The organism is Streptomyces cacaoi, from assembly GCF_006539165.1.
In the GTDB taxonomy this organism is placed as follows: Bacteria; Actinomycetota; Actinomycetes; order Streptomycetales; family Streptomycetaceae; genus Streptomyces; species Streptomyces cacaoi.
The window spans coordinates 1-25,869 of sequence record NZ_BJMM01000068.1; the positions used below are offsets into that span (position 1 = coordinate 1).

Below are 25,869 nucleotides of genomic sequence, written 5' to 3' on the forward strand. Positions count from 1 at the left end.
GGCCGGGCGGACCCTACACCGGTCCGCCCGGCCGCCCGGCGCTCCGGCGCCGGCTCACCACTCGACGGGCAGGGACAGGGGCGACTTGGCGGGAGAGTCGTCGTCCCAGCGTGGGAGCTCGCGGTCGGAGAGCCGCAGCCCGGGGAAGCGGTCCAGCAACGCCTCCAGCCCGACCTCCAGTTCGGCCCTGGCCAGGTGCGCCCCGAAACAGTTGTGCACTCCCCGGCCGAAGGCCACGTGCGGGTTGTCCGTCCGCCCGAGATCCAGCACGTCCGCGCGCTCGAACACCGTCTCGTCGAGGTTGGCCGACGCAATGACCGGAATGACCGCCTCCCCCGCCCGGATGTGCCGCCCCCGCACCTGGATGTCCTCCGTGGCCAGCAGGATGACGGGCCCGTTCATCACGGGAAGGAAGCGCAGCAGCTCCTCCACGGCACGCGGCAGCAGCGTGCGGTCGTCGCGCAGCCGGGCGAACTCCGCGGGCCGGCTCAGCAACTGGTGCACCGCGTTGGCGAGGAACATGGTGGTCGTCCGGTAGCCGGCGACCAGCATCGACAGCCCGAAGGCGACCACACTCCGCGTGCTCAGCTCACCGGCGTCCCGGCGGCGCACCAGATCGCTGAGCACGTCGTCGCCCGGCTCCCGCCGCTTCCGCTCCAGGATCTCCAGCATGTACTCGTGCAACCACGCCGCCACCCGCGCCCGTTCGTCCTGCGCGATCAACGCGCCCAGGGCGGCGTCGGCGGGGGCGAGGAAGTCGTGCCGCTCCGCGTAGGGCAGCCCGGCCAGCTCGCACACCACCAGCAACGGAAACGGTTCCGCGAAGCCGGTCACCAGGTCCCCGGCACGCCCGCCACCGGCGAACTCGTCCAGGATCGACTCCGCCTGGCGCCGGATGGCCGGCCGCCGCCGACGGATCTCCCGGGGGCTGAACGCCTCGGAGACCGCGGCACGCAGGGCCAGATGGTCCGGGCCGTCCAGCTCCATCATCGTGACCAGCAACGGCTCCCCGTCGGCGTCGGCGCCCTCGGGCCGCGCGGGCCAGCCGTCCACCGGGGGCCGGACGAGCCGACGATCGGCGAGCAGATCCCGCACATCGTCGTAGCGCGTCACGAACCATCCGGTGGCATCGAACGGCAGCCGCACCTGTGCGACCGGACATTCGGCACGCATCCGCCGGTACTCCACAGGCGGTCCGACACAGCCCGGCGGCGGCAGCGGGAACTCCTCCGCCTCGGTCTCCGCTTCCGGTCCACGGAACACATCCGTCACAACCGTCCCCTCCCGGTCTCGCCCACAGTTCCGGGCCCCGGCCGCAGCGCGCCGTCTCATTCCACGGCGCACGGCCGGAACCCTCACAGGAGCGTGCCCGGAAGCAACCGGCGGAAGGACCGGCGCCGCCCGGCTCACCCGCATCAGCGACACGGGGCACGGATGACCACCCCATCTCCCGGCGCACGCCCGCCCGTTGAGCGCCCCAGGGCGACGCCCGAGGAGCGCGCCCCACACAAACGGGCCGGGCCCGAGAGTGGCAACCACTCTCGGGCCCGGCCCGTCGTTGCACGCGCCTCAGCGCATCGAACTCAGCTGTCGTCCTCGTCGATGAGGAAGCCTCGCATCGGCGAGGGAGCCTGCGCGGGCTGCGGACCGCCCTGCGGACGCACGGGCGCCATCGGCTGCGTCATCGCCGGCGACATCTGCTGCTGGCCGCCGTACGACTGACCGGCGCCCTGCGTGTGCGGCCCACCCGCGGGCCCGTTGCCGGGACCGGCCATGGAGTGGCCGTTGCTGCCCATCGCCTGGTGGCCGCCCATCGAGCCACCGCCACTGGTGGCGGCGCCCGCCGGGGCACCCGCGCCCGCCGGAGCCATCGAGGGAGACGGCGGCAGCGAAGCGGTGGCCGGAGTCCGCGGCGGGGCGAGCGAGTCGTCCGCCTGGTTCTCCAACTGGCGCAGCTGGCTCTCCAGGTAGGACTTCAGCCGCGTGCGGTACTCCCGCTCGAAGCCACGCAGATCCTCGACCTTGCGCTCCAGCGTGGCGCGCGCGGACTCCAGCGAGCCCATCGCCACCCGGTGCTTCTCCTGGGCGTCCCGCTCCAGGGCGTCGGCCTTCGCACGGGCGTCCCGCTCCAGACCCTCGGCGCGGCTGCGTGCCTCGCCCACGATCTTGTTGGCCTCGGAACGCGCCTCGGCGATGGCCTGGTCGGCCGTCTGCTGGGCCAGGGACAGCACGCGGGCCGCGCTGTCGTTGTTCTGACCCGGCATCTGGGGCGGACCACCCTGCGGCCCGGGACCGCCCTGCGGACCCGGACCACCGGGACCGCCGGGACCACCGGGGCCACCCATCGGGCCACCCTGCTGGTGACCGGGGCCGCCCGGGCCCATCGGACCGCCCTGCGGCCCGGGGCCACCCTGCGGGCCAGGACCACCCGGACCGCCGGGACCGGCAGGCAGCTGCGGCTGTCCACCGGGAAGCTGGGGGGGACCACCCATGCCCTGCTGCTGTTGCGGCGGCACGGGCTGCGGTCCGGATATGGCGGCGGGGACGGGCCCCTGCCCTTGCTGCTGCTGCCGATCCTGAGGTTCAGGTGGCTTTCGCATGCCGCCCTGTTGCTGATTCTGCGCGGCAGCGCGTGTGGCAGCGGCCAGCTTGGCCCGCAGATCCTCGTTCTCCCGCAACAGCCGCGTCAGTTCGGCTTCGACCTCATCGAGGAAGGCATCGACCTCGTCCTCGTCATAGCCTTCACGCAGACGCACGGTCGTGAACTGCTTGTTCCGCACGTCCTCGGGGGTCAGTGGCATCTCTTCACCTCAACGTAAGTCGTCGGCATACCGGCAAGACCATTCCGATCGTTCACAGCCTGGCCACGACGTTGATCAGGATGTAGACGATGATCATGAGCACGAAGAAGGACAGGTCGAGCGCCACGCCCCCGAAGCGCAGCGGCGGGATGAACCGCCGCAGAAGCTTGAGTGGCGGATCAGTGACAGTGTAGGTGGCCTCCAGAACGACCACCATCGCCTTGCCGGGTTGCCATGAGCGGGCGAACTGGAAGACGTAGTCCATCACCAGCCGGAAGATCAGCACGAGCAGGAAGCAGTACAGCGCGACTTGGACCACGTCCAGTGCGGTTCTCATCTGCGCGTCCCTCTCCCCTGGGTGCTTCGTGCGGCCTTACGGCCCGTTCCCTTGTTCCTGCGTCTCAGCTCTGGTTGAAGAACCCACCCTCTGCGATGCGGGCCTTGTCCTCCGCCGTGACATCGACGTTAGCAGGAGACAGCAGGAACACCTTCTGCGTCACTCGCTCGATACTGCCGTGCAGACCGAAGACCAGACCAGCCGCAAAGTCGACAAGTCGCTTCGCGTCGGTGTCGTCCATCTCCGTCAGATTCATGATCACCGGAGTGCCCTCACGGAAGTGTTCCCCGATGGTACGGGCCTCGTTGTAGGTCCGTGGGTGCAGCGTGGTGATCCGGTACGGCTCCCGTTCGGACACAACTTTGGGCATGATCACCGGTGCGCTCTTCTCCACGTTCTGGCGTTCAGGTGTGATGGATGACACCGGAGCAATTCTCCCGGCTCGTCCGTTTTCGGCAACTACCGCCGAGGAGGGCTCCTGTTCGCTCTCGCGTTGCGCCGGCGGGTGCACGACCCGCACCGACTCCTCGGGTTCGGTCTTCTCAAGAGAGTGATGTGACGGTTCCGACTGGTACCGCCGACGGTCCCGTTCGGGCTCCGGCTCGGGCTCGAACTCGTCATCGGGGTCGAACCCCCGGCCGTCGTACCCATCGTCCTCCACGAGGCCGAGGTAGACCGCCATCTTGCGCATCGCGCCGGCCATTCTCTGCGTCCTCCGCTCTGTGGTGGATCGACTCCGTCACCGTCCCCGGTGGCCCTGGATCCACGCAGCCTCTCCGCTCGCTTTTCCGGGCGGAAATGACCATATTTTCTGCTGTGGTCCGACTCGCTTCGCGACGTTACCGGAGCCGGGGTCGCTCTCCGAGTACCGCACTGCCGACGCGCACATGTGTCGCTCCCGCCAGTACCGCCTCTTCAAGATCCGAGCTCATCCCTGCCGAGACCATGTTGGCAGCAGGATGCGCCTCCCGCAGGCCCGTTGAGATTTCCCTCAACCGCTCGAAGGCGTCCCGCGGGTTCCCAGCGTACGGACCGGCCAGCGGAGCGACCGTCATCACTCCGTCCAGCCGCAGCATTTGGGCGCCGGCCACGGCTTCGGCCAGCTCCTCGACGCCGTCCGGCGCCACACCTCCGCGCTCTCCCACGGAGCCTGACGGGGCATCGAGCGCGACCTGCACCAGGCAGCCGAGTTCACGCTCGGCGCGTTCGGCCGCGCGGGAGAGAGAGGTCACGAGCCGCAGCCGGTCCACCGAGTGCACGTAGTGCGCGTAACCGGCAACGGAGCGCGTCTTGTTGGTCTGCAACTGACCGACGAAGTGCCAGGTGAGCGGGGCGTCGGCGCAGGCGGCCGCCTTGGGTGCGGCGTCCTGGTCGCGGTTCTCCGCCACGTGCCGCACGCCGAGTTCCGCGAGAAGCCTCACATCGCTCGCCGGGTAGGTCTTGGTGACGACGACGAGCGTCACGTCCTCGCGCTTGCGCCCCGCGGCGACGCACGCGCTCTCGATACGCTCCTCGACGCGTGCCAGATTGCCCGCCAGTTCGGCCTTCCGTGCCGACTCGTGGGGCTCCGGCGCAGCCTGAGCCGTCATCACTCAGCTCTCCTCGATCCAGACATAACTCGCGAGTCTTCCCGTCGTCCCGTCCCTGCGGTACGAGAAGTGGTCGGCCGACTCCAGGGTGCAGACCGGCGACTGTTCCAGGCTTGTGACACCGGCCCGTGCGAGCTGTGCCCGGACGGCCGCGGCCATGTCGACGGCGGGGGTTCCCTGCCGGGTCGTCGCGCGCGCCTCCGGTACGACGGCGGAGACGTCCTCGCGCATCTGCTCCGGCACCTCGTAGCACCGGCCGCAGACGGCGGGCCCCGTACGCGCGACGATGCGTTCGGGCCTGGCGCCCAGCTTCGCCATCGCTTCCACGGTCACCTCCGCCACGCCCGCCCGCACACCCGGGCGCCCGGCGTGCGCCGCTCCCACGACGGCGGCGACGGGGTCGACCAGGAGCACGGGGGTGCAGTCGGCGGTCAGCACCGCGAGGGCGAGGCCCCGGCGCGCGGTGACGACGCCGTCCACCGCGGGCGCCTCGTCGCCGAACGGCGCGTCCACCACGGCCACGTCGCTCCCGTGCACCTGGTGCATCCACACCACACCCGCGGGCGAGAGCCCCAACGCCTCTGCTGCGCGCCGGCGGTTGGTCCGTACCGCTTCCGGGTCGTCACCGACGGCCCCGCCGAGATTGAGCTGCTCATACGGAGCGGCGCTCACCCCGCCCCACCTGTCGGTGAAGGCGAAGTGGGCGCCGCCGGCCGTCTCGTGCTGCGTTATCACTTCAGGAAGTCCGGCACATCCAGCTCTTCCGCCTGGCTGTCCTGGTACGGGCGGGCCGGGGGCACCTGCGGTGAGGTCGTCGGAGGCGGCGGCACCTCGCTCACCGGGGACGGCTCGGTACGCGCGGGCGGCTCCTCCTCGCGCGGGGTGACCGCACCGAGGCCGCCGAAGGACGGCCGCTCGGGCTCCGGTTCGGGGCTCGGGACGGACGGCGTCTCCTCCTTGTACGAGGAGGCGGCCGACGAGGACGAGGACGAACCGAGCGCCTTCTCGCCCTTCTTGGCGGGCGGCTGGCCGCCGTCGAAGCCCGCGGCGATGACCGTCACCCGGACCTCGTCGCCCAGCGCGTCGTCGATGACCGCGCCGAAGATGATGTTCGCCTCGGGGTGCGCGGCCTCGCTCACCAGCTGGGCCGCCTCGTTGATCTCGAACAGACCGAGATCCGAGCCACCGGAGATGGACAGCAGCACCCCGCGGGCCCCGTCGATGGACGCCTCCAGCAGCGGGGAGGAGATCGCCATCTCGGCAGCGGCCACCGCGCGGTCGTCACCGCGCGCCGAGCCGATACCCATGAGGGCCGAGCCGGCCTCGGACATCACGGACTTGACGTCGGCGAAGTCGAGGTTGATCAGACCCGGGGTGGTGATGAGGTCGGTGATGCCCTGGACACCGGAGAGCAGCACCTGGTCCGCCGACTTGAACGCGTCCAGCACGCTCACCTGGCGGTCGGAGATGGACAGCAGCCGGTCGTTGGGGATGACGATGAGGGTGTCGACCTCGTCGCGCAGGCCGGCGATGCCGTCCTCGGCCTGGTTGGCGCGACGCCTGCCCTCGAAGGTGAACGGGCGGGTGACCACACCGATCGTCAGGGCACCGAGCGAGCGGGCGATGTTGGCGACGACGGGTGCGCCGCCGGTGCCGGTGCCGCCGCCCTCGCCCGCGGTGACGAAGACCATGTCGGCCCCCTTGAGGACCTCCTCGATCTCCTCGCGGTGGTCCTCGGCGGCCTTGCGGCCGACATCCGGATTGGCGCCGGCGCCGAGTCCACGGGTGAGCTCACGGCCCACATCGAGCTTGACGTCGGCGTCGCTCATCAACAGGGCTTGCGCATCGGTGTTGATCGCGATGAACTCGACGCCCTTGAGACCGACCTCGATCATCCGGTTGATGGCGTTCACGCCACCGCCGCCGATTCCGACGACCTTGATGACTGCGAGGTAGTTCTGCGGTGCTGCCACGTCGAAGGCCTCTCGCCTCGAGTTACGTATCCCTGTGGGGCGGTTCGAACGCCGACCCGAACCCTAAGCGTGCAGTTTAGGGTTACCAGTGCCTGTCCCAGTCGGACTCTTCGCAACGGACACTAAGTCGACAAGTGCTGGGTGTTCAACGAACACGCCGAACCTCCCGTTTTTCTTTTCACCCTATGTGATCAGGCTGTGTGGTAGCCATCCAGGGTGCTCACCTGCGGCTGTGCCCGTCAACTGACCTTGCGTGCCGGGCCGGTTGTCGTCGGCCCCTGCGTACCGGTGTCCCGAACGTGCCGGACCGCGCTTCGCGAAGAGCCTTCCGCGGCCGCGCGGTCGTGCCGTGCGGCTGCCGAACCAGGGTGCTCACCTGCGACTGTGCCCGTCAACTGACACGGCCGACCCGTCAACTGTCCGACGCAGCGGGAGCGCCCGGAACGGAAACGTCGAAGCGGTCGGCGCCCTTCGCGGCTTTCATCACCGCCGTAAGGGACTTGGCCTTCGCGGCACCGCGTTCGGCGCTTCCCCAACGGACCGTACGGTCACCGGACAGCTCCAGGGTGATGTCGTCGTAGGAGCGGACGCGGATGACACGGGTGGCCCTGTGGACGGATTGCGGAAGCGCTGCGGCCACGCTCGCCGCTTCGCGGCGCAGCCGCGCCGTGCCGAAGTAGCGGAATCCACGGCCGTGCTCGCGGTCCAGGACGAGAAGCGGAACCTTTCGTGGCGGTTTGCCGACTGTGGCGAATCGCACGCCTTCGGAGTCCACTTCGACGTATTCCCCGGCGTTCTCCATGACCAGTTCCGGCCGTCTCTCGGTCACCTTCAGGCCGATTCCGTGCGGCCAGGAGCGGACCGCCTCGACGTCCCGTACGCGGGGCAGCGCGGCGCGTACCCGGCGTTCGGCGGCCGCCGTGTCGATCGTCACGAGCGGGGCGCCGGTGGGGACGGCGGCGGCGCGGAGCACTTCGCGCTCGCCCAGCACCCGGGTGCCGCTGACCGAGACGTGCTCCAGGCGCAGCCACGGCGAGCCGTACAGCGCCCAGGTGCCGAACCCGCCCAGCAGCACGGCCAGGACGGCGACGAGGAGCAGGGTGCGGCGGCGGGAGAGCCGCGGGCCCGGCCGGCCGCCGTCGTCGGAGCCGGCGCCGCCGGGGGCGCGCGACGGGCCGGGGCGTGCGCTCGCGCGTCCGCCCCGGCCGGCCGGGCCCGCCGGCCCGGTGGTCTCGGTCGCCTTGGTCGCTCTGGCCGCTCTGACCACCGGGACACCCTGCTCTCTCTCGCCGGCCGCGCCCGCCCGCCTCAGCCTTGGCGGCGCGCGGCGATCGCCTCGTACACCATGCCGACCAGCAGCTCGTCGGCGTCGCGCCGGCCGAACTCGGCAGCGGAGCGGGCCATGGTGGTGAGCCGCTGGGGGTCGGCGAGGACCGGGAGCACATTGCTCTGGATCCACTCCGGCGTCAGCTCGGCGTCGTCCACGAGCAGTCCGCCGCCCGCCTTGACGACCGGCTGGGCGTTCAGCCGCTGTTCGCCGTTGCCGATGGGCAACGGGACGTAGGCGGCGGGCAGCCCGACGGCCGACAGTTCCGCGACGGTCATCGCGCCCGCGCGGCAGAGCATCATGTCGGCCGCGGCGTACGCGAGGTCCATGCGGTCCACATACGGTACCGGGACATAGGGCGGCATTCCGGGCATCTGGTCGACGTGGGGAAGTTCGTTCTTCGGGCCGACCGCGTGCAGCACCTGGATACCGGCCCGCTGGAGGGACGGGACGGCCTGCTGCACGACCTCGTTGAGCCTGCGCGCGCCCTGCGAGCCGCCGGAGACGAGCAGCGTCGGCAGATGCGCGGCGAGCCCGAACGCGGCGCGCGCCTCGGGGCGTACGGCGCCGCGGTCCAGGGTGGCGATGTTGCGCCGCAGCGGAATGCCGATGTAGCGGGCGCCGCGCAGCTTGCTGTCGGGGGTGGAGACGGCGACCGCGTGCGCGTAACGCGAACCGATCTTGTTGGCAAGGCCGGGGCGGGCGTTGGCCTCGTGCACCACGATGGGCACGCCCACGCGCTTGGCCGCCAGAAAGGCCGGCAGCGCGACGTATCCGCCGAAGCCGACGACGCAGTCCGCCTTCGTCTGCTCCAGGATCTGCTCCGCCGCCTTGATGGTGCCGCGCAGCCGCCCGGGCACGGTGATCAGCTCGGGTGTGGGTTTGCGCGGCAGCGGTACGGCCGGGATGAGCTCCAGCTGGTAGCCGCGCTCGGGCACGAGTCGCGTCTCCAGGCCGCGCTCCGTACCGAGGGCCGTGATCCCCACGGTCGGGTCCTGCCTGCGCAGGGCGTCCGCGAGGGCGAGCGCGGGCTCGATATGGCCGGCGGTCCCCCCACCGGCGAGTACGACGTGCACGCTGTTTCACCGCTCTCCGGACGGCGGCCGTGAGGTCCGCCGTCTCATCGTCTTCTCTCTCTTCCGGCCGGAGGTGCCCCCCGGGATACGCAGCACCCCTGCCGGCCCTCCCCGTGGCCCGCGCCGCCCGGAAGCGGGCCGCTGGGCCAGGGCAGCGCGCGCCGCGGGATCGCTGCGCGCGAACGCGATCAGCAGCCCCACGGCGAACATTGTCGGCAGCAGCGCGGAACCACCGTAGGAGAACAGCGGGAGCGGGACGCCGGCGATCGGCAACAGACCGAGCACCGCACCGACATTGATCACTGCCTGAGCGGTGATCCAGGTGGTCACGCCTCCCGCGGCAAACCGTACGAAGGGATCCTCCGTGCGTCCGGCCACGCGGATACCCGCATAGCCTAGAGCCGCGAAGAGAGCGAGTACCGACAGCGTCCCCGCCAGTCCGAGTTCCTCCCCGGTCACGGCGAAGATGAAGTCGGTGTGCGGTTCAGGGAGTTGACCCCATTTTTCCACACTCGCGCCGAGCCCCGAACCGAACCATCCCCCCGAGGCGAGCGCGTAGATGCCGTGGACGGCCTGCCAGCACTGGTCGTTCGTGCCGGGGTCGGTGGCGCCGATGCAGCCGAGCCGGGAGAGCCGGTTGGGGTTGGTCAGGACGAGGAAGGCCCCGGCGGCGAGCGCGGCGGCGAAGACGCCGGCGAACAGCCGGGTCGGCGCACCGGCCAGCCACAGCAGCCCGAACAGGACGGCGGTGAGGATGAGCGCCGTGCCCATGTCGCCGCCGAGCATGATGAGCCCCAGCAGCAGGAGCGCCATCGGGACGAGCGGAACCAGCATGTGCTTCCACTGCGTCAGCATGTTCTTCTCGCTCTTGCGCGCGAGGAGGTCGGCGCCCCACAGGACGAGGGCGAGCTTGGCGAACTCGCTGGGCTGGAGCTGGAACGGGCCGCCGAGGTAGATCCAGTTCTGGTTGCCGTTCACCTCCTGCCCTATCCCCGGCACCTGCACCAGGCACATCAGCACGATGGAGACCAGCAGCAGCGGGTAGGCCAGCGCCCGGTGCAGCCGTACCGGCGTCCGCGAGCCGATCAGCAGCAGTACGGTGCCGAGCACGGCCGCGATGAGCTGCTTGCTGAAGAAGTAGGTGGAGGACAGGCCCGACTGGAGCGCCTGGATCTGTGAGGCGGAGAAGACCATCACCAGACCGAGGGCCGTGATGAGCAGGCTGCCGCCGAGCACGAGGTAGTAGGCGGTCAGCGGCCGGTCCCAGGTGCCCTTGGCACGTTCGAACAGGCCGCGCGGCCCACGCGGGACGCGGGAGCCGGGACGCCGGGGCGGGCGTACCGGCGCCGGCTGTCTCGGGGCACCGCGCGCCGTGGGCGGTTTGGCGGATCGCGCCGTCATCCTGTCCCCTCCGTCCCACCCGCGCGGTCCGCGGGGACCTGCGGGGTTACTCCTCGCTCGTGGTGTGCGTGGTCTGCGCGGAAGCGAGTGCTCCGACCGCTTCGGCGAACGCGTCGCCGCGCGCGTTGTAGTTGACGAACATGTCCATCGAAGCGCATGCGGGGGCGAGCAGTACGGTATCGCCGGGGCGGGCCAGGGAGTGCGCCGTGCGCACGGCCTCCGCCATCGCCCCAGTGTCGGTGCGCTCCAGGTCGGCCACCGGAACATCCGGCGCGTGTCGCGCCAGGGCTTCCCTGATCAGATGGCGGTCGGCCCCCATGAGCACGGCCGCGCGCAGCCGGGACGCGGAGGCGCGGACGAGTTCGTCGAAGGTGGCGCCCTTGGCGAGCCCCCCGGCGATCCACACGATCGGGTCGTAGGCGGCGAGGGACGCCTCTGCCGCGTGTGTGTTGGTGGCCTTGGAGTCGTCGACGTAGGCGACCCCGCCGACGTCCGCGACGTGCGCGATGCGGTGGGCGTCCGGGCTGAAGGCGCGCAGGCCGTCGCGGACCGCGGTGGCCGGGACGCCGTAGGCGCGGGCGAGGGCCGCGGCGGCGAGGGCGTTGGCGACGTTGTGCGGCGCCGCCGGGCGCACATCGCCGACCTCGGCCAGCTCCTGGGCCTGCTGCTGCCGGTCGGGCACGAAGGCACGGTCGACGAGTACGCCCTCCACGACGCCGAGTTGGGAGGGTGCCGGGGTGCCGAGGGTGAAGCCGATGGCGCGGGCGCCCTCGACGACGTCGGCCTCGCGGACGAGCTGTTCGCTGCGCACCTCGGCCGTCTCGTCGGCGTTGTAGACGCAGGCGACCTGGTTGCCCTCGTACACCCGGCCCTTGTCGGCGGCGTACGCCTCCATCGAGCCGTGCCAGTCGAGGTGGTCCGGCGCGAGGTTGAGGACGGCGGCCGAGTGGGCGCGCAGGCTGGGCGCCCAGTGCAGCTGGTAGCTGGACAGTTCGACGGCGAGCACGTCCAGCCCGTCGTAGGGCTCCTGTTCCAGGACGACGTCGATCAGCGAGACGCCGATGTTGCCGACGGCGGCGGTGCGCAGTCCGGCGGCCCGCAGGATGCAGGCGAGCATGCGGACCGTCGTCGTCTTGCCGTTGGTGCCCGTGACGGCGAGCCACGGCGGGCTGTCCGGGCCGCGCAGCCGCCAGGCCAGCTCCACGTCGCCCCACACCGGGACCCCGGCTGCCGCCGCGGCTGCGAAGAGCGGGCTGGTGGGCTTGAAGCCCGGGGTGGTCACGATCAGCTCGGTGCCCTCGGGCAGGGTGCGGTCGTCGCCGAGCCGCACCGTCATGCCCAGCTGCTCCAGTTCGGCCGCCTGGCGGCGCGGGCCCTCGCCGTCGCCGCCGTTGACGACCGTGACGCGGGCGCCGAGCCGGTGCAGGACGCGTGCGGCCGGCAGCCCGCTGACGCCGAGGCCGGCCACGGTCACGTGCCGACCGGACAGTTCCTTGCCGAGGCGGGTGAGGTCCGCGGTACCGGCCGTGCTCACTTGCTCGCCGCCCAGCCCGCGTAGAAGATGCCGACGCCGACGATGGCGCACATGCCCTGGATGATCCAGAAGCGGACCACGACGAGGACCTCGGACCACCCCTTGAGCTCGAAGTGGTGCTGGAGCGGCGCCATCTTGAAGACGCGCTTGCCGGTGAGCCGGAACGAGCCGACCTGGATGACCACGGACATGGTGATCAGGACGAAGAGGCCGCCGAGGACGGCGAGCAGCAGCTCCGTGCGCGAGCAGATCGCCAGGCCGGCCAGCGCACCGCCGAGGGCCAGCGAGCCGGTGTCGCCCATGAAGATCTTGGCCGGTGAGGTGTTCCACCACAGGAAGCCGAAACAGGCGCCCATCAAGGCCGCGGCGACGACCGCGAGATCGAGTGGGTCCCGTACCTCGTAACAGCCGGGCCCGGCCGTCGCGATGTGCGCGCAGGACTCCTGGTACTCCCAGACGCAGATGAAGACGTAGGCGCCGAAGACCATCACGGAGGCGCCGGTGGCCAGGCCGTCGAGGCCGTCGGTGAGGTTCACGCCGTTCGACATCGCCAGGATCATGAACAGCGCCCAGACGACGAAGAGCACGGGCGGCAGCGCCCAGCCGAAGTCCTGGGTGAAGGACAGCTTCGTGGACGCCGGGGTGAGCTTGCGGGCGTCCTCGAAACTCAGCGCGAGGACGGCGAAGGCGATACCGACGATGAGCTGGCCGGCCATCTTGGCCTTGGCCCGCAGACCGAGGCTGCGCTGTTTGACGATCTTGATGTAGTCGTCCAGGAAGCCGACCAGGCCCATACCGGCGAACAGGAACAGCACCAGCACGCCGGAGAAGGACGGTTTCTCGCCCGCGATCAGCTTGGTGAACCCGTAGGCGAGCAGCGTCGCGAGGATGAAGGCGATACCGCCCATCGTGGGCGTACCGCGCTTGCTGTGGTGGTTGCGGGGCCCGTCGTCCCGGATGAACTGCCCGTAGCCTCTGCGCGCCAGCAGCTTGATCAGCAGCGGGGTCCCGATCAGGGAGAGGAAGAGTCCGATGACCCCGGAGATAAGGATCTGCCTCATCGGGCGGCGCCTCCGCCCTCACCCGTGCCGTCGAGGAGCGCGTTCGCCACCCGCTCCAGACCGACGGACCGGGACGCCTTCACCAGTACGACATCCCCCGCGCGCAGCTGATCGCGCAACAGGTCGACGGCCGCCTCAGCGTCGGACACGTGCACCGACTCCTCACCCCACGAACCCTCGTTCTTGGCGCCCATGTCGAGCCATGCGGCCTCCCGGCCACCGACTGCCACGAGCTTGCTGACGTTGAGCCGGACGGCGAGCCGCCCGATCGCGTCGTGCTCGGCGAGCGCCTCGTCGCCCAGCTCGGCCATCTCGCCCAGCACCGCCCAGGTCCGTCCCCCCCGGTCCTGTGCCGCCCGGCCCATCGCGGACAGCGCACGCAGTGCGGCCCGCATCGAGTCGGGGTTGGCGTTGTAGGCGTCGTTGACGACCGTGACGCCGTCGGCGCGCTCGGTGACCTCCATCCGCCAACGGGACAGGGAGCCGGCCGAGGAGAGCGCATCGGCGATGTCCCCGGCAGACATGCCCAGTTGGTGGGCGACGGCCGCCGCGGCGAGCGCGTTCGACACGTGGTGCTCACCGTACAGCCGCATGGTCACGTCACCGCACCCGGTGGGTGTGTGAAGCGTGAAGGCAGGGGTGCCCGCGTCCGTGAGTCGTACGTTTTCGGCCCGTACGTCCGCTTCCGGGTCCTCGCCGAAGAGGATGAGCCGGGCGCGGGTGCGGCTGCGCATCGCGCGTACGAGCGGATCGTCGGCGTTCAGCACGGCGACGCCGCCCTCGTCGGCCGACGGCAGCGTCTCGACCATCTCGCCCTTGGCCTGGGCGATCCGCTCGCGGCTGCCGAACTCGCCGACGTGCGCGGTGCCGACGTTGAGGACGACGCCGATGCGCGGCGGGGTCAGCTCGGTGAGGTAGCGGATGTGGCCGATTCCGCGCGCGCCCATCTCCAGGACGAGATGGCGGGTGGACTCGTCGGCGCGCAGCGCGGTCAGCGGCAGCCCGATCTCGTTGTTGAACGAGCCCGGTGGCCAGACCGTCGGCCCGAGCCGCTCCAGCAGCTGGGCGATGAGGTCCTTGGTGCTCGTCTTGCCGCTGGAGCCGGTGAGCGCGACGACCTGGGTACCGAGGGCGGTGACCACATGGCGGGCGAGCGCGCCCAGGGCGCGGGTGACGTCGTCGACGACGATCGCGGGGACGCCGACGGGACGGGTGGCGAGCACGGCGGCGGCACCGGACGCGACGGCGCCGGCGGCGAAGTCGTGGCCGTCGACGCGCTCGCCGGCGAAGGCCGCGAAGAGCGCGCCGGGGCCCGCCTCGCGCGAGTCGATCACCACGGGCCCGGTGATCCGTACCTCCGGGTCCGTTATGTCGTGCTGCCGTCCGCCGGTGAGGGCGGCGATCTCTGCGAGGGAGAGGGGGATCATCGGTTCTGGTTGTCTGTCCGGTGAGGTGTCTCGGCTGCGGATGGGCGTGGGGGGTGTGGCGCTTCCAGATCTTCCCGGGCTTCCCGGGCCTGTGGGGTCTCCTCGGCTTCGCGGGCCTCCCGGGCGATCCGGGCCTCGCGGCGCGTCCGCTCCCGGATGGCCTCGCGCAGCACGTCCTTGTCGTCGAAGGGGCGGACGACACCGGCGATGTCCTGGCCCTGCTCGTGGCCCTTGCCGAGCACGAGGACGGCGTCGCCCGGCTCCGCGCGGGCCACGGCCGCGGCGACCGCGGCGGCCCTGTCCTCCTCGACCAGCACGGTGCCGCGCTCGTACGCGGGCACCTCGGCGGCTCCGGCGAGCATGGTCGCCAGGATCGCCAGCGGGTCCTCGGAGCGGGGGTTGTCAGAGGTGAGCACCGCCGTGTCGGCGAGCCGGGCGAGCCCGGAGCCCATCGCGGGACGCTTGTGGGGGTCGCGGTCGCCGCCGCAGCCGAGGACGGCGTGCACCCGGCCCTCGGTGACCTTGCGGACGGCGTAGAGCACGGACTCGACGGCGTCCGGCTTGTGGGCGTAGTCGACGATGGCGAGATAGTCCTGGCCGGCGTCGACGCGCTCCAGCCGGCCGGGCACGCCGGGCACCGTGCGGATGCCCTCCGCAGCGGTCGAGGCGTCGATCCCGGCGGCGACCAGGGCGGTGAGCGCGGCCAGCGCGTTGGCGACGTTGAACGGGCCGGACAGCGGCGCCACGGCCGGCACCCGCTCGCCGTCCGGGCCGACGGCGGTGAACGTCGAGCCGAGCGGGCCGAGTTCGACGTTCTCGGCACGCCAGTCGGCGTCCGGGTGGCCCTCGGCGGAGAAGGAGGTGACGGGGAAGCCCTCCTCCTTCAGCTCGCCGATGAGGCGGTAGCCGTACTCGTCGTCGAAGTTGACGACGCCGGCCCGCGAGCGCGCGGGGGTGAACAGCTGCCGCTTGGCCTGGAAGTAGTCCTCCATGTCCGGGTGGAAGTCGAGGTGTTCGGGGCTGAGGTTGTTGAACACCGCGATGTCGAAGACACAGCCGTCGACCCGGCCGAGGACCAGCGCATGGCTGGAGACCTCCATCGCGACGGAGCGGACGCCGCGCTCGCGCATCACCGCGAACAGCGCCTGGAGATCGGTCGCTTCGGGCGTGGTGCGCTCGGACTTGATGCGCTCGTCGCCGATCCGGGACTCGACGGTGCCGATCAGCCCGGTCAGCGCGCCGCCGTCGGCCTGTTTCTCGGCCGCCTTGCGCAGGCCGCCGTCGACCAGATAGGCGGTGGTCGTCTTCCCGGAGGTGCCGGTGATGCCGATCTGGAGCAGGTCCTCGCCGGGCTCGCTGTAGACGGCGGCGGCCAGCTCGCCCATCCGGCCCCGGGGATCCGGCACGGTCAGCACGGGCAAGCCGGTGGCCGCGGCGCGCTCGGTGCCGCCCGGGTCGGTCAGGACGGCGACCGCGCCGAGGCTCTGCGCCTGCGCCACGAAGTCCGCCCCGTGCAGCCGCGCGCCGGGCAGCGCCGCGTAGATGTCACCGGGCCGCACCGCCCGCGAGTCGTGGGTGATGCCCGTGGCGGACGGCGCGTCCGCCGAGCCGGCGGAGCCGTCCTGGAGCGCACCCGTCGTCCCGGCGTCCAGCAGCCGGGCCAGCTCCGCCAGCGGCACGGGGGTCACCCGCATGGGCCGGGGCGGCCCGGGGAAGGACTCGTTGGAGGTGTGATCAGCGTGTGGCACGGCGGTGAGCGTACCGGGCGGGGCGCCCGTGCCGCGAAGCGAGGGGCCTGCGGCAGCCGCACCTGCCTGCTGGTTGCACTCGGAGTCAGTGATCGTTCTCACGTCGCGCATTTTTCAGCCGTTCGATTTGTGGTCCGCGTAGACCGGGAGCCGGGCCGGCTTCGCACCGGTCGGCGGTACCTGGAGGCTCTTGAGGGAGAACTTCATGACCTTCTTGAAGACCGGGCCGCACACCTCGCTACCGAAGTAGCTGCCCTTCTTCGGGTTCTGGACGGCGCAGTAGACCGTCACCCGGGGCTTGTCGGCGGGCGCGAATCCGGCGAACGACGCCGTGTAGCCGTGGTAGCGCCCCGTCTTCGGGTCCACCCGGTTGGCCGTGCCCGTCTTGCCCGCCACCCGGTAGCCGGGGATCTTCGCCGTGGTGCCGGTGCCCTCCATGTCGGCGACGACGGACTCCAGCATCCGGGAGAGCGTCTTCGCCGTCTTCTCGCTCACCACGCGGCTCTTCTCGGGCGGGTCGGCCGGCGAGTAGCGGCCGTCCGGTCCCGTGGTGCCGCGCACCAGTGACGGCTCGATCCGCTCGCCGCCGTTGGCGATCGTCGAGTAGATGGAAGCGGCCTGCACGGCGTTGAGGGAGAGCCCCTGGCCGAACGGGATCGTGTACTGCTGCGAGGCGTTCCACTTCTCCGGCTTCGGCAGCAGCCCCCTGGTCTCGCCCGGGAAGCCGAGCCCCGTGGGCCGGCCGATACCGAACTCGCTCATGTAGTGGTGCAGGACCTTGTTGGCCTCGCTCTGGGTCTTCCCCAGCTGTTCGGTGGCCAGGATGGTGCCGATGTTGCTGGACTTGGCCAGGACGCCGTTGAGCGTGAGATGCCAGGTGGGGTGGTCGATGTCGTCCGCGAAGGAGCGGTCGGCGCGCTTGAGGCGGTTCGGTACGGTCACCGCCGTACCCGGGGTCGCCTTGCCCTCCTCCAGCACCGCAGCCATGGACATCAGCTTGCTGGTGGACCCGGGCTCGTAGGCGTCCTGGACGGCCGGATTGCCGAAGGATTTCACCTTGGCGCCGGACAGGTCGTTGGGGTCGAAGCCCGGCGCCGCCGCCATGCTCAGCAGCTGGCCGGTGCGGGTGTCCTGGACGATGACGTAGCCGCTGTCGGCGTGCGAAGCGGCGACCTGGTCGGTGATGGCCTGCTGCGCCGACCACTGGATGTCCCGGTCCAGGGTCAGCTCGACGCCCGAGCCCGGCCGCGGCTCCTGCTCGTGCACCCCTGCTGTGGGCACCCGGCGGCCGCCCGACTGCGCGTAGGTGACCCTGCCGTCCTCGCCGGCCAGCTTCTTGTCCAGCATCGCCTCGACGCCGGCGCCGCCCTTGCCCGCACGGTTGACGAAGCCGAGCACGTTGGCGGCGAGCTCCTTGTTCGGGTAGACGCGCTTGGCGTGCTTCTCCTGGAAGACCCCGGCCAGCACGTTCGGGTACTTCCCCTTGGGCGCCGACGAGGACTTCGCCGCCATCCGCGACTTGAGTTTCTTGATCTTCCGCCAGGTCTGCGGCGTCTGCTGCCGGGCGAGCAGGACGTAGCGGGTGTCCTTCCTGGACAGCTTCTCCGCCAGCTCGGCGCGGTCCTGGTCGAGCAGCGGCGCGAGGATCTTCGCCGCCTGCTCGGGGGCGTCCCGGGTCTTGGCCTGGTCCGGCGTGAACAGATACGGGTCGGCCGTGATGTCGTAGGCGTCCACGGTGCTGGCCAGGGCCGAGCCGTCACGCGCCGTGACCGCCCCGCGCTCGGCGGCGAGCGGGACCTTGACGTACCGGTTGACCGCGGCCTTCTGCGCGTACACGTCCGCGTCGACGGCCTGCACCTGGAGCAGCCGGACGGTGAAGACGAGCATCACCAGCGTCAGCCCGACCGCGACCAGCCGCAGCCGGGGCCGCGGATTCGCCAGCCGCAGCACCGCTCCCCCGCCGGAACCCTGCGGCGGCCGGGGCCGGCCGGCGGAGGCGCGCGGGGGGCGCGCAGGGCGCGGCACCCGGCGCTGTTCCCGGCCGCCCCGCCCGCTCCCGGCGCCGGAGCGCCCGGGGCCCTCCCTGCGGTCGGCGCGGGTTCCGCGGCCCGGCTCGCGGGGACGCTCGCTCACGGTTCCACCTGCCCGGGGTCGGGGTCACCGCGCACGGTGCCGTCGGGATTGAGGAAGACGGGGTTGCCCCCGGGGACGAGCCCCAGCTCACGGGCCCGCTTCTCCAGCCGCCAGGGCGCCGAGTAGCCGTCCACCTGCTGCTGGAGCGCCTGCTTCTGGTCCGACAGCTCCTCGGTCTGCTTCTCCAGCCTGCTCAGCTGGAACGAGCCGTTGTTGAGCGCGGAGTTGAGCAGCAGCAGCGCGAGCAGGCCGGAGCCCAGCAGCAGGACGACCAGCAGGACGAAGGGGGTGCGCGCGGCCCTCGAATTCCCGGCCGGCACCATGCGGGCCAGCCGCGCCAGACGCTGCTGTGCGGGCATGTTCGCTACCTCGCCTCCCGGATGCGCTGCACGGCGCGCAGCCTGGCCGGCGCGGCGCGGCGGTTCTCGGCGATCTCCTCGTCGCCCGGCACCTCGGCGCCGCGCGTCAGCAGCCGCAGGCGGGGCTGGTACTGCTCGGGGACGACGGGCAGCCCGGGCGGGGCCGTGTTGCGGCTGCCCGCCGTGAACAGCTGCTTGGCCAGCCGGTCCTCCAGCGAGTGGTACGCGAGGACGACCATCCGGCCGCCGACGGCCAGCGCGTCCAGCGCCGCGGGCAGCGCCCGCTCCAGGACGGCCAGTTCGCCGTTGACCTCGATGCGCAGCGCCTGGAAGGTGCGCTTGGCCGGGTTGCCGCCGGTGCGCTTGGCGGCCTGCGGGAGGGCGTCGCGGATGACCTGGACCAGCCGCGCGCTGTTGCTGAACGGCTCCTGCTCGCGCTCCTTGACGACGGCCTCGACAATGCGCTTGGCCTGCTTCTCCTCGCCGTACGCCCGCAGGATGCGCACCAGTTCGCCGGGTGCGTAGGTGTTGAGGACGTCGGCCGCGCTGATGCCCGTCGTCTGGTCCATGCGCATGTCCAGCGGGGCGTCCTGGGCGTAGGCGAAGCCGCGTTCGGCCTCGTCGAGCTGGAGGGAGGAGACGCCGAGGTCGAAGAGGACGCCCTGGACGCGGGGCACCTCCAGCCGGCGCAGCACGCGGGGCAGCTCGTCGTAGACGGCGTGCACGAGGGTGGCGCGGTCGCCGAACGGGACGAGGCGTTCCCGGGCCAGCGCGAGCGCCGCCGGATCGCGGTCGAGGCCGATGAGGCGGGCCGAGGGGAAGGTCGACAGCAGTGCTTCGCTGTGGCCGCCCAGGCCCAGGGTGCAGTCGACGACGGTGGCGCCGGGCTCGGCGAGTGCGGGAGCGAGCAGGTCCAGAGTGCGCCGGAGCATGACCGGGTTGTGGCGTTCGCCTACCGGCCGCTCGTTGGTGGTCATGTGCCCTCTCAGATCTGGCGGGCACGGTGCACATGCTCCTTGGTCCCCGCCCGCTCGAAGGGGAGTGACCCGCCCGCGCCACCGGGGCGCCGGAGAGTCGGGAGCGGGAGGAGGCCGAGCCGCACGTGCGCGCCCGCGCACGCGAGGGGATTCATCGGATCCATGGGGAGTGCCGGTACGCCTTGGCCTCCCACTTCGCGCCACTTTAGTCCACTCGTCCCCGCGGTCAACTACGGGGAGACGCGCGTCCCGGGGGCGTCCGCGCTGCTGGGACCGGGTGTGCGGGGGCGCGCGAGACCCCCTTCCGGGCAGGGGCCGCCACCTCGCGTGCGGCCGACCGGCGCCGCCCGGGAGACAATCCCTTCCATGCACACGAGTGAGACCCCCGAGACCGGACCGGCACCGACGGGCGGCGGGCCGGACGCGACGACCGTCACCGATCAGCTCGTCGCGGCGAACGCCCGGTACGCCGGCGCGTTCACCGACCCCGGCATGGACGCGCGCCCCGTCCGCCGGGTCGCCGTCGTCGCCTGCATGGACGCGCGGCTGGACCTGCACAAGGCCCTCGGTCTCGAACTGGGCGACTGCCACACCATCCGCAACGCGGGCGGCGTCGTCACCGACGACGTGATCCGGTCACTGACCATCAGCCAGCGCGCCCTGGGTACCCGTGCGATCGTGCTCATCCACCACACCGGCTGCGGGCTGGAGTCGCTCACCGAGGACTTCCGGCAGGATCTGGAGCGCGAGGTGGGCCAGCGCCCCTCCTGGGCCGTGGAGTGCTTCACCGATGTCGACCAGGACGTACGGCAGTCCATCGAGCGCGTGCGGACCTCGCCGTTCCTGTTGCACCGGGACGACGTCCGCGGCTTCGTCTTCGACGTGACGACCGGACGGCTGCGGGAGATCGCGCCCGCGTTCCCCGGGGGAGAGTGACGAACGCCCGGGTGGCCGTGAAGAATACGGGGAAGCGCACCCGGAACAGCCAGCGGACGGTGTGCAGTCGTCGCGCATCGCGGGCGGCAGGAGTGCGGGCAGACCCGGCGGGACCGTGCCGCGGGTACCCGGGGACCTGGGGACGATGTGAAGCGGGGCCGAGGAGGGCCGGTGACCACCTATGAAGAGCGAGCGAACCTTGGCGATCTGAGCAATACGGCGGGGGAGGTGCGCCGCTCGGTGGAATCGGTGATCGAGGGGAAACCCGAGGTCGTCCGGCTCGCGCTGACGGTGCTGCTCGCCGAGGGGCACCTGCTGATCGAGGACGTGCCCGGGGTCGGCAAGACGATGCTCGCCAAGGCCCTGGCCAGATCCATCGACTGCTCGGTGCGGCGCATCCAGTTCACGCCCGACCTGCTGCCCTCGGACATCACCGGGGTCAGCGTCTACGACCAGCAGCGCAAGGACTTCGAGTTCAAGCCCGGCGCCGTGTTCGCCCAGATCGTGATCGGCGACGAGATCAACCGGGCCTCCCCCAAGACGCAGTCGGCCCTGCTGGAGTCCATGGAGGAACGCCAGGTCACGATCGACGGCAGTACCTACGAACTGCCCGACCCGTTCATGGTCGTCGCCACCCAGAACCCGGTGGAGATGGAGGGCACCTACCCGCTGCCGGAGGCGCAGCGCGACCGGTTCATGGCGCGGGTGTCCATCGGGTACCCGAGCCCGGCGGCCGAGCTGGAGATGCTCGACGTGCACGGCGGGCCCTCGCCGCTGGAGGAGCTGCGCCCTGTCGCGCACGCCGACGAGATCGTCAAGCTGGTGGAGACCGTCCGCGGGGTGCACGTCTCGGACGCGGTGCGGCGGTACGCCGTCGAACTCGTCGCCGCCACACGGGCGCACCAGGATCTGCGGCTGGGCGCCTCACCCCGCGCGACGCTGCATCTGCTGCGGGCGGCGAAGGCCGCGGCCGCGCTGGCCGGGCGGGAGTTCGCGCTCCCGGACGACGTGCAGTCGCTGGCCGTCCCGGTGCTGGCGCACCGGCTGCTGCCCACCGCGCAGGCGCAGTTGAACCGGCGGACGGCCGAGCAGGTCGTCGGGGAGATCGTGCAGCGGGTGCCGGTGCCCGCCATCGGGCCGTCCTCCAACGGCCCGCACGGCCCCGGCGGCTCCGGCAGCCCGGGCAGCCCCGGCGGCGCGCACGGCCCGGCCGCCGGCCGTCCGGCGCAGGCGCCCGCGGCGCGGGGGACGGCGCAGCCGAACCCGTACGCGCAGCCGCAGGCTCCGGGCGGCCGGCCCGGGGCGCCGCAGGCCGGTCGGCCCCGGGGGTACTGAATGGCTGCGCCGACGGCGCACGGTCCGGCGCCCTCGGACGGCGCCGGCACAGGTGGTCCGGCCGCGGGCGGGCCCACAGGCAAGGGCGGCCGGAACGGCAAGGGGCCGCTGCGCACCGCGCTCGGCGGGCTCACCACGCGGGGCCGGTCGTTCCTCGCGGCCGGTCTCGCGGCGGCGCTGTGCGCCTATGTGCTGGGCCAGGCCGAACTGCTGCGGGTCGGGATCCTGCTGGCGGTGCTGCCGCTGGTGTGTGTGCTGGTGCTGCACCGCACCCGCCACCGGGTCTCGGGCTCGCGGCGGCTGTCGCCCTCGCGGGTGCCCGCGCGCGCCGAGGCGCGGGTGCATCTGCGGATCGACAACGTCTCACGGCTGCGCACCGGGCTGCTGATGCTCCAGGACCGGGTGCCGTACGTGCTGGGGCCGCGGCCCCGTTTCGTGCTGGACCGGATCGAGCCGGGCGGGCGGCGCGAGGTGTCCTACCGGGTACGCTCGGATCTGCGGGGCCGCTATCCGCTGGGGCCGCTCCAGCTGCGGCTGACCGACCCCTTCGGCATGTGCGAACTGACGCGTTCCTTCAGCTCGTTCGACACCCTGACCGTCGTCCCGCCGGTGGAGCCGCTGCCTCCGGTGCGTCTGGCGGGTGAGACGAGCGGCTACGGCGAGGGGCGCCGCAGGGCGCTCGCGCTCGCCGGGGACGACGACGTGATCCCGCGCGGCTACCGGCACGGCGACGATCTGCGCCGCGTCCACTGGCGCTCCACCGCGCGCTACGGCGAGCTGATGGTGCGCCGCGAGGAACAGCCCCAACAGGCCCGGTGCACGGTGCTGCTGGACACCCGCGCGGCGGGCTGGGTCGGCTCCGGGCCCGACTCCCCGTTCGAGTGGGCGGTGGCGGGGGCCGCCTCGGTGGTCATGCATCTGCTGGAGCGCGGCTACTCGGTGCGGCTGCTGACGGACGCGGGCACGGCGGCGCCCGGCCCCGCGGGCGGCTTCGGCGCCGACTCCTCGGACACGGCCGGGCTGCTGCTGGACCTGCTCGCCGTCGTCGAGCACTCGAACGAGCCCGGCCTGTCCAAGGCGTACGACGCGCTGCGCGGCAGCCACACCGGGACCGAGGGCCTGCTGGTGGCGTTCCTGGGCGGACTGGACGAGGAACAGGCGGTCACGGTCGGCCGGATGTGCCGCCGCTCGCAGCGTGCCGTGGCCTTCGTCGCCGGGCCGGGCGGCACGGCCACCGGGGCCGGGGCCGGTTCAGGTTCCGGTTCCGGTTCCGGCGAGGCCGCGCTGGGCGTGCTGCGCGAGGCCGGCTGGACGGCGCTGCGCGGCGGACCGGGCACCGGGCTGGCACAGCTGTGGCAGGAAGCCGACAACTCGACCCTGAAGGGGCTGGACCGATGAGCGGACGGGTACGGCTCGCGCTGTGCGCCGCGCTGGCGACCCTCGCCGCAAGCTGTGCGCTGCTCCCCCTGGTGGACCCGGCCACCTGGCTCCTCCAGGCCGCGCTGCTGGTCGTCGTCCAGAGCGCCGTGGGCACGGCGGCCCGCCGGGTGCCGCTCGCCCGGCCGGTGACGGTGTTCGTGCAGGCCGTGATCTCGCTGCTGCTGCTCACGGTGGCCTTCGCGCGGGACGCCGCGGTCGCCGGGCTCTTCCCGAGCCCGCAGGTCTTCGCACACTTCGGCGCCCTGCTCGCCGAAGGCTCGCAGGACGTCAGCCGGTTCGCGATCCCGGCCCCGCTCACGGACGGCATCCGGCTGATGCTCGTCGGCGGTGTCCTGGCGATCGGGCTGCTGGTGGACGCGCTCGCCGTCACCTACCGCAGCGCCGCGCCGGCCGGGCTGCCGCTGCTGGCGCTCTACTCCGTCGCCGCCGGGCTCTCCCAAGGGGGCGCGCGCTGGCTGTGGTTCCTGTGCGCCGCCGCCGGCTATCTGCTGCTCCTGCTGGCCGAGGGGCGCGAACGGCTCTCCCAGTGGGGGCGCGTCTTCACCGACCGCACGGCCGGCCGGCGGCCGGGCGGCCCCGGCGGGGCGGCACCGGTGCGCACCGGCCGGCGCATCGGCGCGCTCGCGCTCGGCATCTCGCTGATCGTGCCGCTGGCCCTGCCGTCCATGAGCGGCGGCCTGCTGGACGCGGCCCGGGACGACGACGGGGGCTCGCGGGGGAACGGCGGCGGCACCGTCTCCGCCGTCAACCCGCTGGTGGCGCTCCAGGACAGCCTCAACCAGCCGGAGAACCGCACCGCGCTGGTCTACAGCACCGACTCCGAGGAGGCGCAGGAGCAGTACATGCGGATCGTCGCGCTGGACAAGTTCGACGGCTCCGCCTGGAAGCCCTCCGAACGCCGCATCACCGACATCCCCGGCCGGATGCCCACGCCCAAGGGCCTCGCGCCGGACGTACGCACCCGCACGGTCCGCACCACCGTCTCCGCGAGCGACTGGTACGCGCAGGACTGGCTGCCGATGCCGTTCCCGGCCGACCGGGTGCGGCTGAAGGGCAAGTGGCGGTTCGAGCCGGAGGGCCGCACCCTCGTCGGCTACCAGGGCCAGACCACCCGCGGCGCCCACTACCAGGTGGACAGCCTCCTCGTGGAGCCCACCGAACAGCAGCTGCGCAGCGCACCCGAGCCGCCCGCCGGGCTGAAGCGCGAGTACACCGACGTGCCCGAGTCGCTGCCGGACGTGGTGCGCAAGACGGCACGGAAGGTCACCCGCGGCGCCCGGGACGACTACGACCGCGCCGTGCAGCTCCAGGACTGGTTCGCCGAGGACGGCGGCTTCACCTACGACACGGAGGTGCGGGCCGGCAGCGGCACGGCCGCCATCGCCAACTTCCTGGAGCAGAAGGAGGGTTTCTGCATCCACTTCTCCTTCGCCATGGCCTCGATGGCCCGCACGCTGGGCATCCCGGCCCGGGTCGCGGTCGGCTTCACCCCGGGCACGGCCCGCGGCGACGGCAAGATGGAGGTCGGTCTCCAGGACGCGCACGCCTGGCCCGAGCTGTACTTCGAGGGCGTCGGCTGGACCCGGTTCGAGCCCACCCCGACCCGCGGCACGACCCCCTCGTACGCGCAGCCGGACTCCCCCACGCCGGACCGCAACCCGAGCGAGCAGCTGCCGGACCGGGAGCAGAGCGCCACCCCCTCCCCCGGCCCCTCGGCCTCGGACAGCTGCTCCGCCGAGGAGCGGCGCACCGACCCCGCGTGCGGTGCTGCCGTCCCGTCGGCGGGCAACGGCGGGGACGACGCCGGCATCCCGGTCGGCACCGTGCTCGCGGCCTCCGCTGCCGCGCTGCTCGTGCTCCTCGTACCGCTGCTGCCGATGCTGCTGCGCCGCAGGCAACGGAACCGGAGGCTGCGCCCACATCCGCAGGACGGTCCGGCCGGGGCCGCGGCGGGCGTGCTCGACGCCTGGCGTGAACTGCTCGACACCGGCTGGGACCACGGCATCGTCCCGCAGGACGCGGCCACCCCGCGGACCGCGGCCGACCGGCTGGCCCGGATCGGCGAGCTGAAGCCGGCGGAGGCCGAGGCGGCACACCGGGTCGCGCTGGCGGTGGAGCAGGTGCTCTACGCGCCCGAGCCGCGGCCCGCCCCGGGCGTGACCGAGGACGTACGGCGCGTCCACGCCGGGCTGCGGGAGGCGGCGCCGCGCAGGCTGCGGCTGCGGGCCGTGCTGCTGCCGCCGTCCACGCTCCGCCGGCTCGCCGACGCGCTGCGCCGCGCCGCAGGACGGCCCGGCCGCTGGGCCGTGGCGCTGCGGATGCGGTTCGCCCGCTGAGCCGCCGGGCGCGCCGGAGGCCCGCTGAGCAGCGGGGCCCGGTGCGCCCGGCGGGCCGCCGGCACACACGGAGGCGGGG

The 25,869-nt window shown here is 72.4% G+C and carries 21 protein-coding genes; 4 read left to right on the forward strand and 17 right to left on the reverse strand.

The genetic code is table 11. The features are described 5' to 3' along the window. Nucleotides 1–54 precede the first annotated feature (54 nt). From SCA03_RS31805 to rsmH, 17 genes are all read right to left on the reverse strand, one after another. Nucleotides 55–1,272 carry a cytochrome P450 gene (locus SCA03_RS31805; RefSeq protein WP_230989046.1) on the reverse strand — a complete coding sequence of 406 codons (1,218 nt, stop codon included), beginning with the start codon at nucleotides 1,270–1,272 and terminating at the stop codon, nucleotides 55–57. Between the two features lie 311 nt (nucleotides 1,273–1,583). Next, the gene (locus SCA03_RS31810; protein WP_086813929.1) at nucleotides 1,584–2,801 is read right to left on the reverse strand and encodes a DivIVA domain-containing protein; all 1,218 of its coding nucleotides are present in this window, start codon (nucleotides 2,799–2,801) and stop codon (nucleotides 1,584–1,586) included. A gap of 52 nt (nucleotides 2,802–2,853) precedes the next feature. Next, on the reverse strand, nucleotides 2,854–3,138 hold the full coding sequence (locus tag SCA03_RS31815) for a YggT family protein (RefSeq protein WP_030883572.1): 285 nt from the start codon (nucleotides 3,136–3,138) through the stop codon (nucleotides 2,854–2,856). Between the two features lie 64 nt (nucleotides 3,139–3,202). Next, nucleotides 3,203–3,841, reverse strand: coding sequence for a cell division protein SepF (locus tag SCA03_RS31820; RefSeq protein WP_030883570.1), 639 nt, complete (start codon nucleotides 3,839–3,841; stop codon nucleotides 3,203–3,205). A 136-nt stretch (nucleotides 3,842–3,977) separates the two neighbouring features. Continuing rightward, nucleotides 3,978–4,727, reverse strand: coding sequence for a YggS family pyridoxal phosphate-dependent enzyme (locus SCA03_RS31825; protein ID WP_030883567.1), 750 nt, complete (start codon nucleotides 4,725–4,727; stop codon nucleotides 3,978–3,980). 3 nt (nucleotides 4,728–4,730) lie between these two features. Then, nucleotides 4,731–5,462 carry a peptidoglycan editing factor PgeF gene (gene pgeF, locus SCA03_RS31830; RefSeq protein WP_086813931.1) on the reverse strand — a complete coding sequence of 244 codons (732 nt, stop codon included), beginning with the start codon at nucleotides 5,460–5,462 and terminating at the stop codon, nucleotides 4,731–4,733. Beyond that, nucleotides 5,459–6,700, reverse strand: a complete 1,242-nt coding sequence (gene ftsZ / locus SCA03_RS31835; RefSeq protein WP_030883563.1) for a cell division protein FtsZ — start codon at nucleotides 6,698–6,700, stop codon at nucleotides 5,459–5,461. The genes pgeF and ftsZ overlap by 4 nt, the downstream gene beginning before the upstream one ends. A gap of 412 nt (nucleotides 6,701–7,112) precedes the next feature. Then, a complete protein-coding gene (locus SCA03_RS31840; protein WP_078873447.1) occupies nucleotides 7,113–7,967 on the reverse strand; it encodes a cell division protein FtsQ/DivIB in 855 nt (284 codons plus the stop codon). Between the two features lie 41 nt (nucleotides 7,968–8,008). Then, on the reverse strand, nucleotides 8,009–9,103 hold the full coding sequence (murG, locus tag SCA03_RS31845; RefSeq protein ID WP_030883556.1) for an undecaprenyldiphospho-muramoylpentapeptide beta-N-acetylglucosaminyltransferase: 1,095 nt from the start codon (nucleotides 9,101–9,103) through the stop codon (nucleotides 8,009–8,011). 6 nt (nucleotides 9,104–9,109) lie between these two features. Further along, nucleotides 9,110–10,504 (reverse strand): putative lipid II flippase FtsW, encoded by a 1,395-nt coding sequence (ftsW, locus tag SCA03_RS31850; RefSeq protein ID WP_030887328.1) that lies wholly within the window; start codon nucleotides 10,502–10,504, stop codon nucleotides 9,110–9,112. Between the two features lie 46 nt (nucleotides 10,505–10,550). Beyond that, on the reverse strand, nucleotides 10,551–12,038 hold the full coding sequence (gene murD, locus SCA03_RS31855) for a UDP-N-acetylmuramoyl-L-alanine--D-glutamate ligase (protein WP_051856767.1): 1,488 nt from the start codon (nucleotides 12,036–12,038) through the stop codon (nucleotides 10,551–10,553). Beyond that, nucleotides 12,035–13,099, reverse strand: a complete 1,065-nt coding sequence (gene mraY, locus SCA03_RS31860; protein ID WP_030883547.1) for a phospho-N-acetylmuramoyl-pentapeptide-transferase — start codon at nucleotides 13,097–13,099, stop codon at nucleotides 12,035–12,037. Before mraY ends, murD begins: the two co-directional genes overlap by 4 nt. Next, nucleotides 13,096–14,526 carry a UDP-N-acetylmuramoyl-tripeptide--D-alanyl-D-alanine ligase gene (locus tag SCA03_RS31865; protein ID WP_030883544.1) on the reverse strand — a complete coding sequence of 477 codons (1,431 nt, stop codon included), beginning with the start codon at nucleotides 14,524–14,526 and terminating at the stop codon, nucleotides 13,096–13,098. Before SCA03_RS31865 ends, mraY begins: the two co-directional genes overlap by 4 nt. Then, on the reverse strand, nucleotides 14,523–16,376 hold the full coding sequence (locus tag SCA03_RS31870) for a UDP-N-acetylmuramoyl-L-alanyl-D-glutamate--2,6-diaminopimelate ligase (protein WP_371864027.1): 1,854 nt from the start codon (nucleotides 16,374–16,376) through the stop codon (nucleotides 14,523–14,525). Before SCA03_RS31870 ends, SCA03_RS31865 begins: the two co-directional genes overlap by 4 nt. A gap of 12 nt (nucleotides 16,377–16,388) precedes the next feature. Then, the gene (locus tag SCA03_RS31875; protein ID WP_371864028.1) at nucleotides 16,389–18,407 is read right to left on the reverse strand and encodes a peptidoglycan D,D-transpeptidase FtsI family protein; all 2,019 of its coding nucleotides are present in this window, start codon (nucleotides 18,405–18,407) and stop codon (nucleotides 16,389–16,391) included. Further along, nucleotides 18,404–18,766 carry a cell division protein FtsL gene (gene ftsL / locus SCA03_RS31880; RefSeq protein WP_030883533.1) on the reverse strand — a complete coding sequence of 121 codons (363 nt, stop codon included), beginning with the start codon at nucleotides 18,764–18,766 and terminating at the stop codon, nucleotides 18,404–18,406. The genes SCA03_RS31875 and ftsL overlap by 4 nt, the downstream gene beginning before the upstream one ends. A 5-nt stretch (nucleotides 18,767–18,771) precedes the next feature. Then, a complete protein-coding gene (rsmH, locus tag SCA03_RS31885; RefSeq protein WP_030887342.1) occupies nucleotides 18,772–19,743 on the reverse strand; it encodes a 16S rRNA (cytosine(1402)-N(4))-methyltransferase RsmH in 972 nt (323 codons plus the stop codon). A 366-nt stretch (nucleotides 19,744–20,109) separates the two neighbouring features. Between rsmH and SCA03_RS31890 the strand changes: the two genes are divergently transcribed. From SCA03_RS31890 to SCA03_RS31905, 4 genes are all read left to right on the forward strand, one after another. Further along, on the forward strand, nucleotides 20,110–20,679 hold the full coding sequence (locus SCA03_RS31890) for a beta-class carbonic anhydrase (RefSeq protein ID WP_086813935.1): 570 nt from the start codon (nucleotides 20,110–20,112) through the stop codon (nucleotides 20,677–20,679). A gap of 171 nt (nucleotides 20,680–20,850) precedes the next feature. Further along, nucleotides 20,851–22,014, forward strand: coding sequence for an AAA family ATPase (locus SCA03_RS31895; RefSeq protein WP_230989047.1), 1,164 nt, complete (start codon nucleotides 20,851–20,853; stop codon nucleotides 22,012–22,014). Further along, nucleotides 22,015–23,412, forward strand: a complete 1,398-nt coding sequence (locus tag SCA03_RS31900) for a DUF58 domain-containing protein (RefSeq protein WP_086813937.1) — start codon at nucleotides 22,015–22,017, stop codon at nucleotides 23,410–23,412. It abuts the gene before it with no gap. Beyond that, nucleotides 23,409–25,790, forward strand: a complete 2,382-nt coding sequence (locus SCA03_RS31905) for a transglutaminase TgpA family protein (protein WP_086813939.1) — start codon at nucleotides 23,409–23,411, stop codon at nucleotides 25,788–25,790. The genes SCA03_RS31900 and SCA03_RS31905 overlap by 4 nt, the downstream gene beginning before the upstream one ends. Nucleotides 25,791–25,869 lie beyond the last annotated feature (79 nt).

Coding starts and splice junctions, on each gene's coding strand:
- SCA03_RS31810 (WP_086813929.1), bottom strand. CDS start 2,801: ATGCCACTGACCCCCGAGGACGTGCGGAACAAGCAGTTCACGACCGTG.
- SCA03_RS31815 (WP_030883572.1), bottom strand. CDS start 3,138: ATGAGAACCGCACTGGACGTGGTCCAAGTCGCGCTGTACTGCTTCCTG.
- SCA03_RS31820 (WP_030883570.1), bottom strand. CDS start 3,841: ATGGCCGGCGCGATGCGCAAGATGGCGGTCTACCTCGGCCTCGTGGAG.
- SCA03_RS31825 (WP_030883567.1), bottom strand. CDS start 4,727: ATGACGGCTCAGGCTGCGCCGGAGCCCCACGAGTCGGCACGGAAGGCC.
- ftsW (WP_030887328.1), bottom strand. CDS start 10,504: ATGACGGCGCGATCCGCCAAACCGCCCACGGCGCGCGGTGCCCCGAGA.
- mraY (WP_030883547.1), bottom strand. CDS start 13,099: ATGAGGCAGATCCTTATCTCCGGGGTCATCGGACTCTTCCTCTCCCTG.
- SCA03_RS31865 (WP_030883544.1), bottom strand. CDS start 14,526: ATGATCCCCCTCTCCCTCGCAGAGATCGCCGCCCTCACCGGCGGACGG.
- ftsL (WP_030883533.1), bottom strand. CDS start 18,766: ATGCCCGCACAGCAGCGTCTGGCGCGGCTGGCCCGCATGGTGCCGGCC.
- rsmH (WP_030887342.1), bottom strand. CDS start 19,743: ATGACCACCAACGAGCGGCCGGTAGGCGAACGCCACAACCCGGTCATG.
- SCA03_RS31890 (WP_086813935.1), top strand. CDS start 20,110: ATGCACACGAGTGAGACCCCCGAGACCGGACCGGCACCGACGGGCGGC.
- SCA03_RS31900 (WP_086813937.1), top strand. CDS start 22,015: ATGGCTGCGCCGACGGCGCACGGTCCGGCGCCCTCGGACGGCGCCGGC.
- SCA03_RS31905 (WP_086813939.1), top strand. CDS start 23,409: ATGAGCGGACGGGTACGGCTCGCGCTGTGCGCCGCGCTGGCGACCCTC.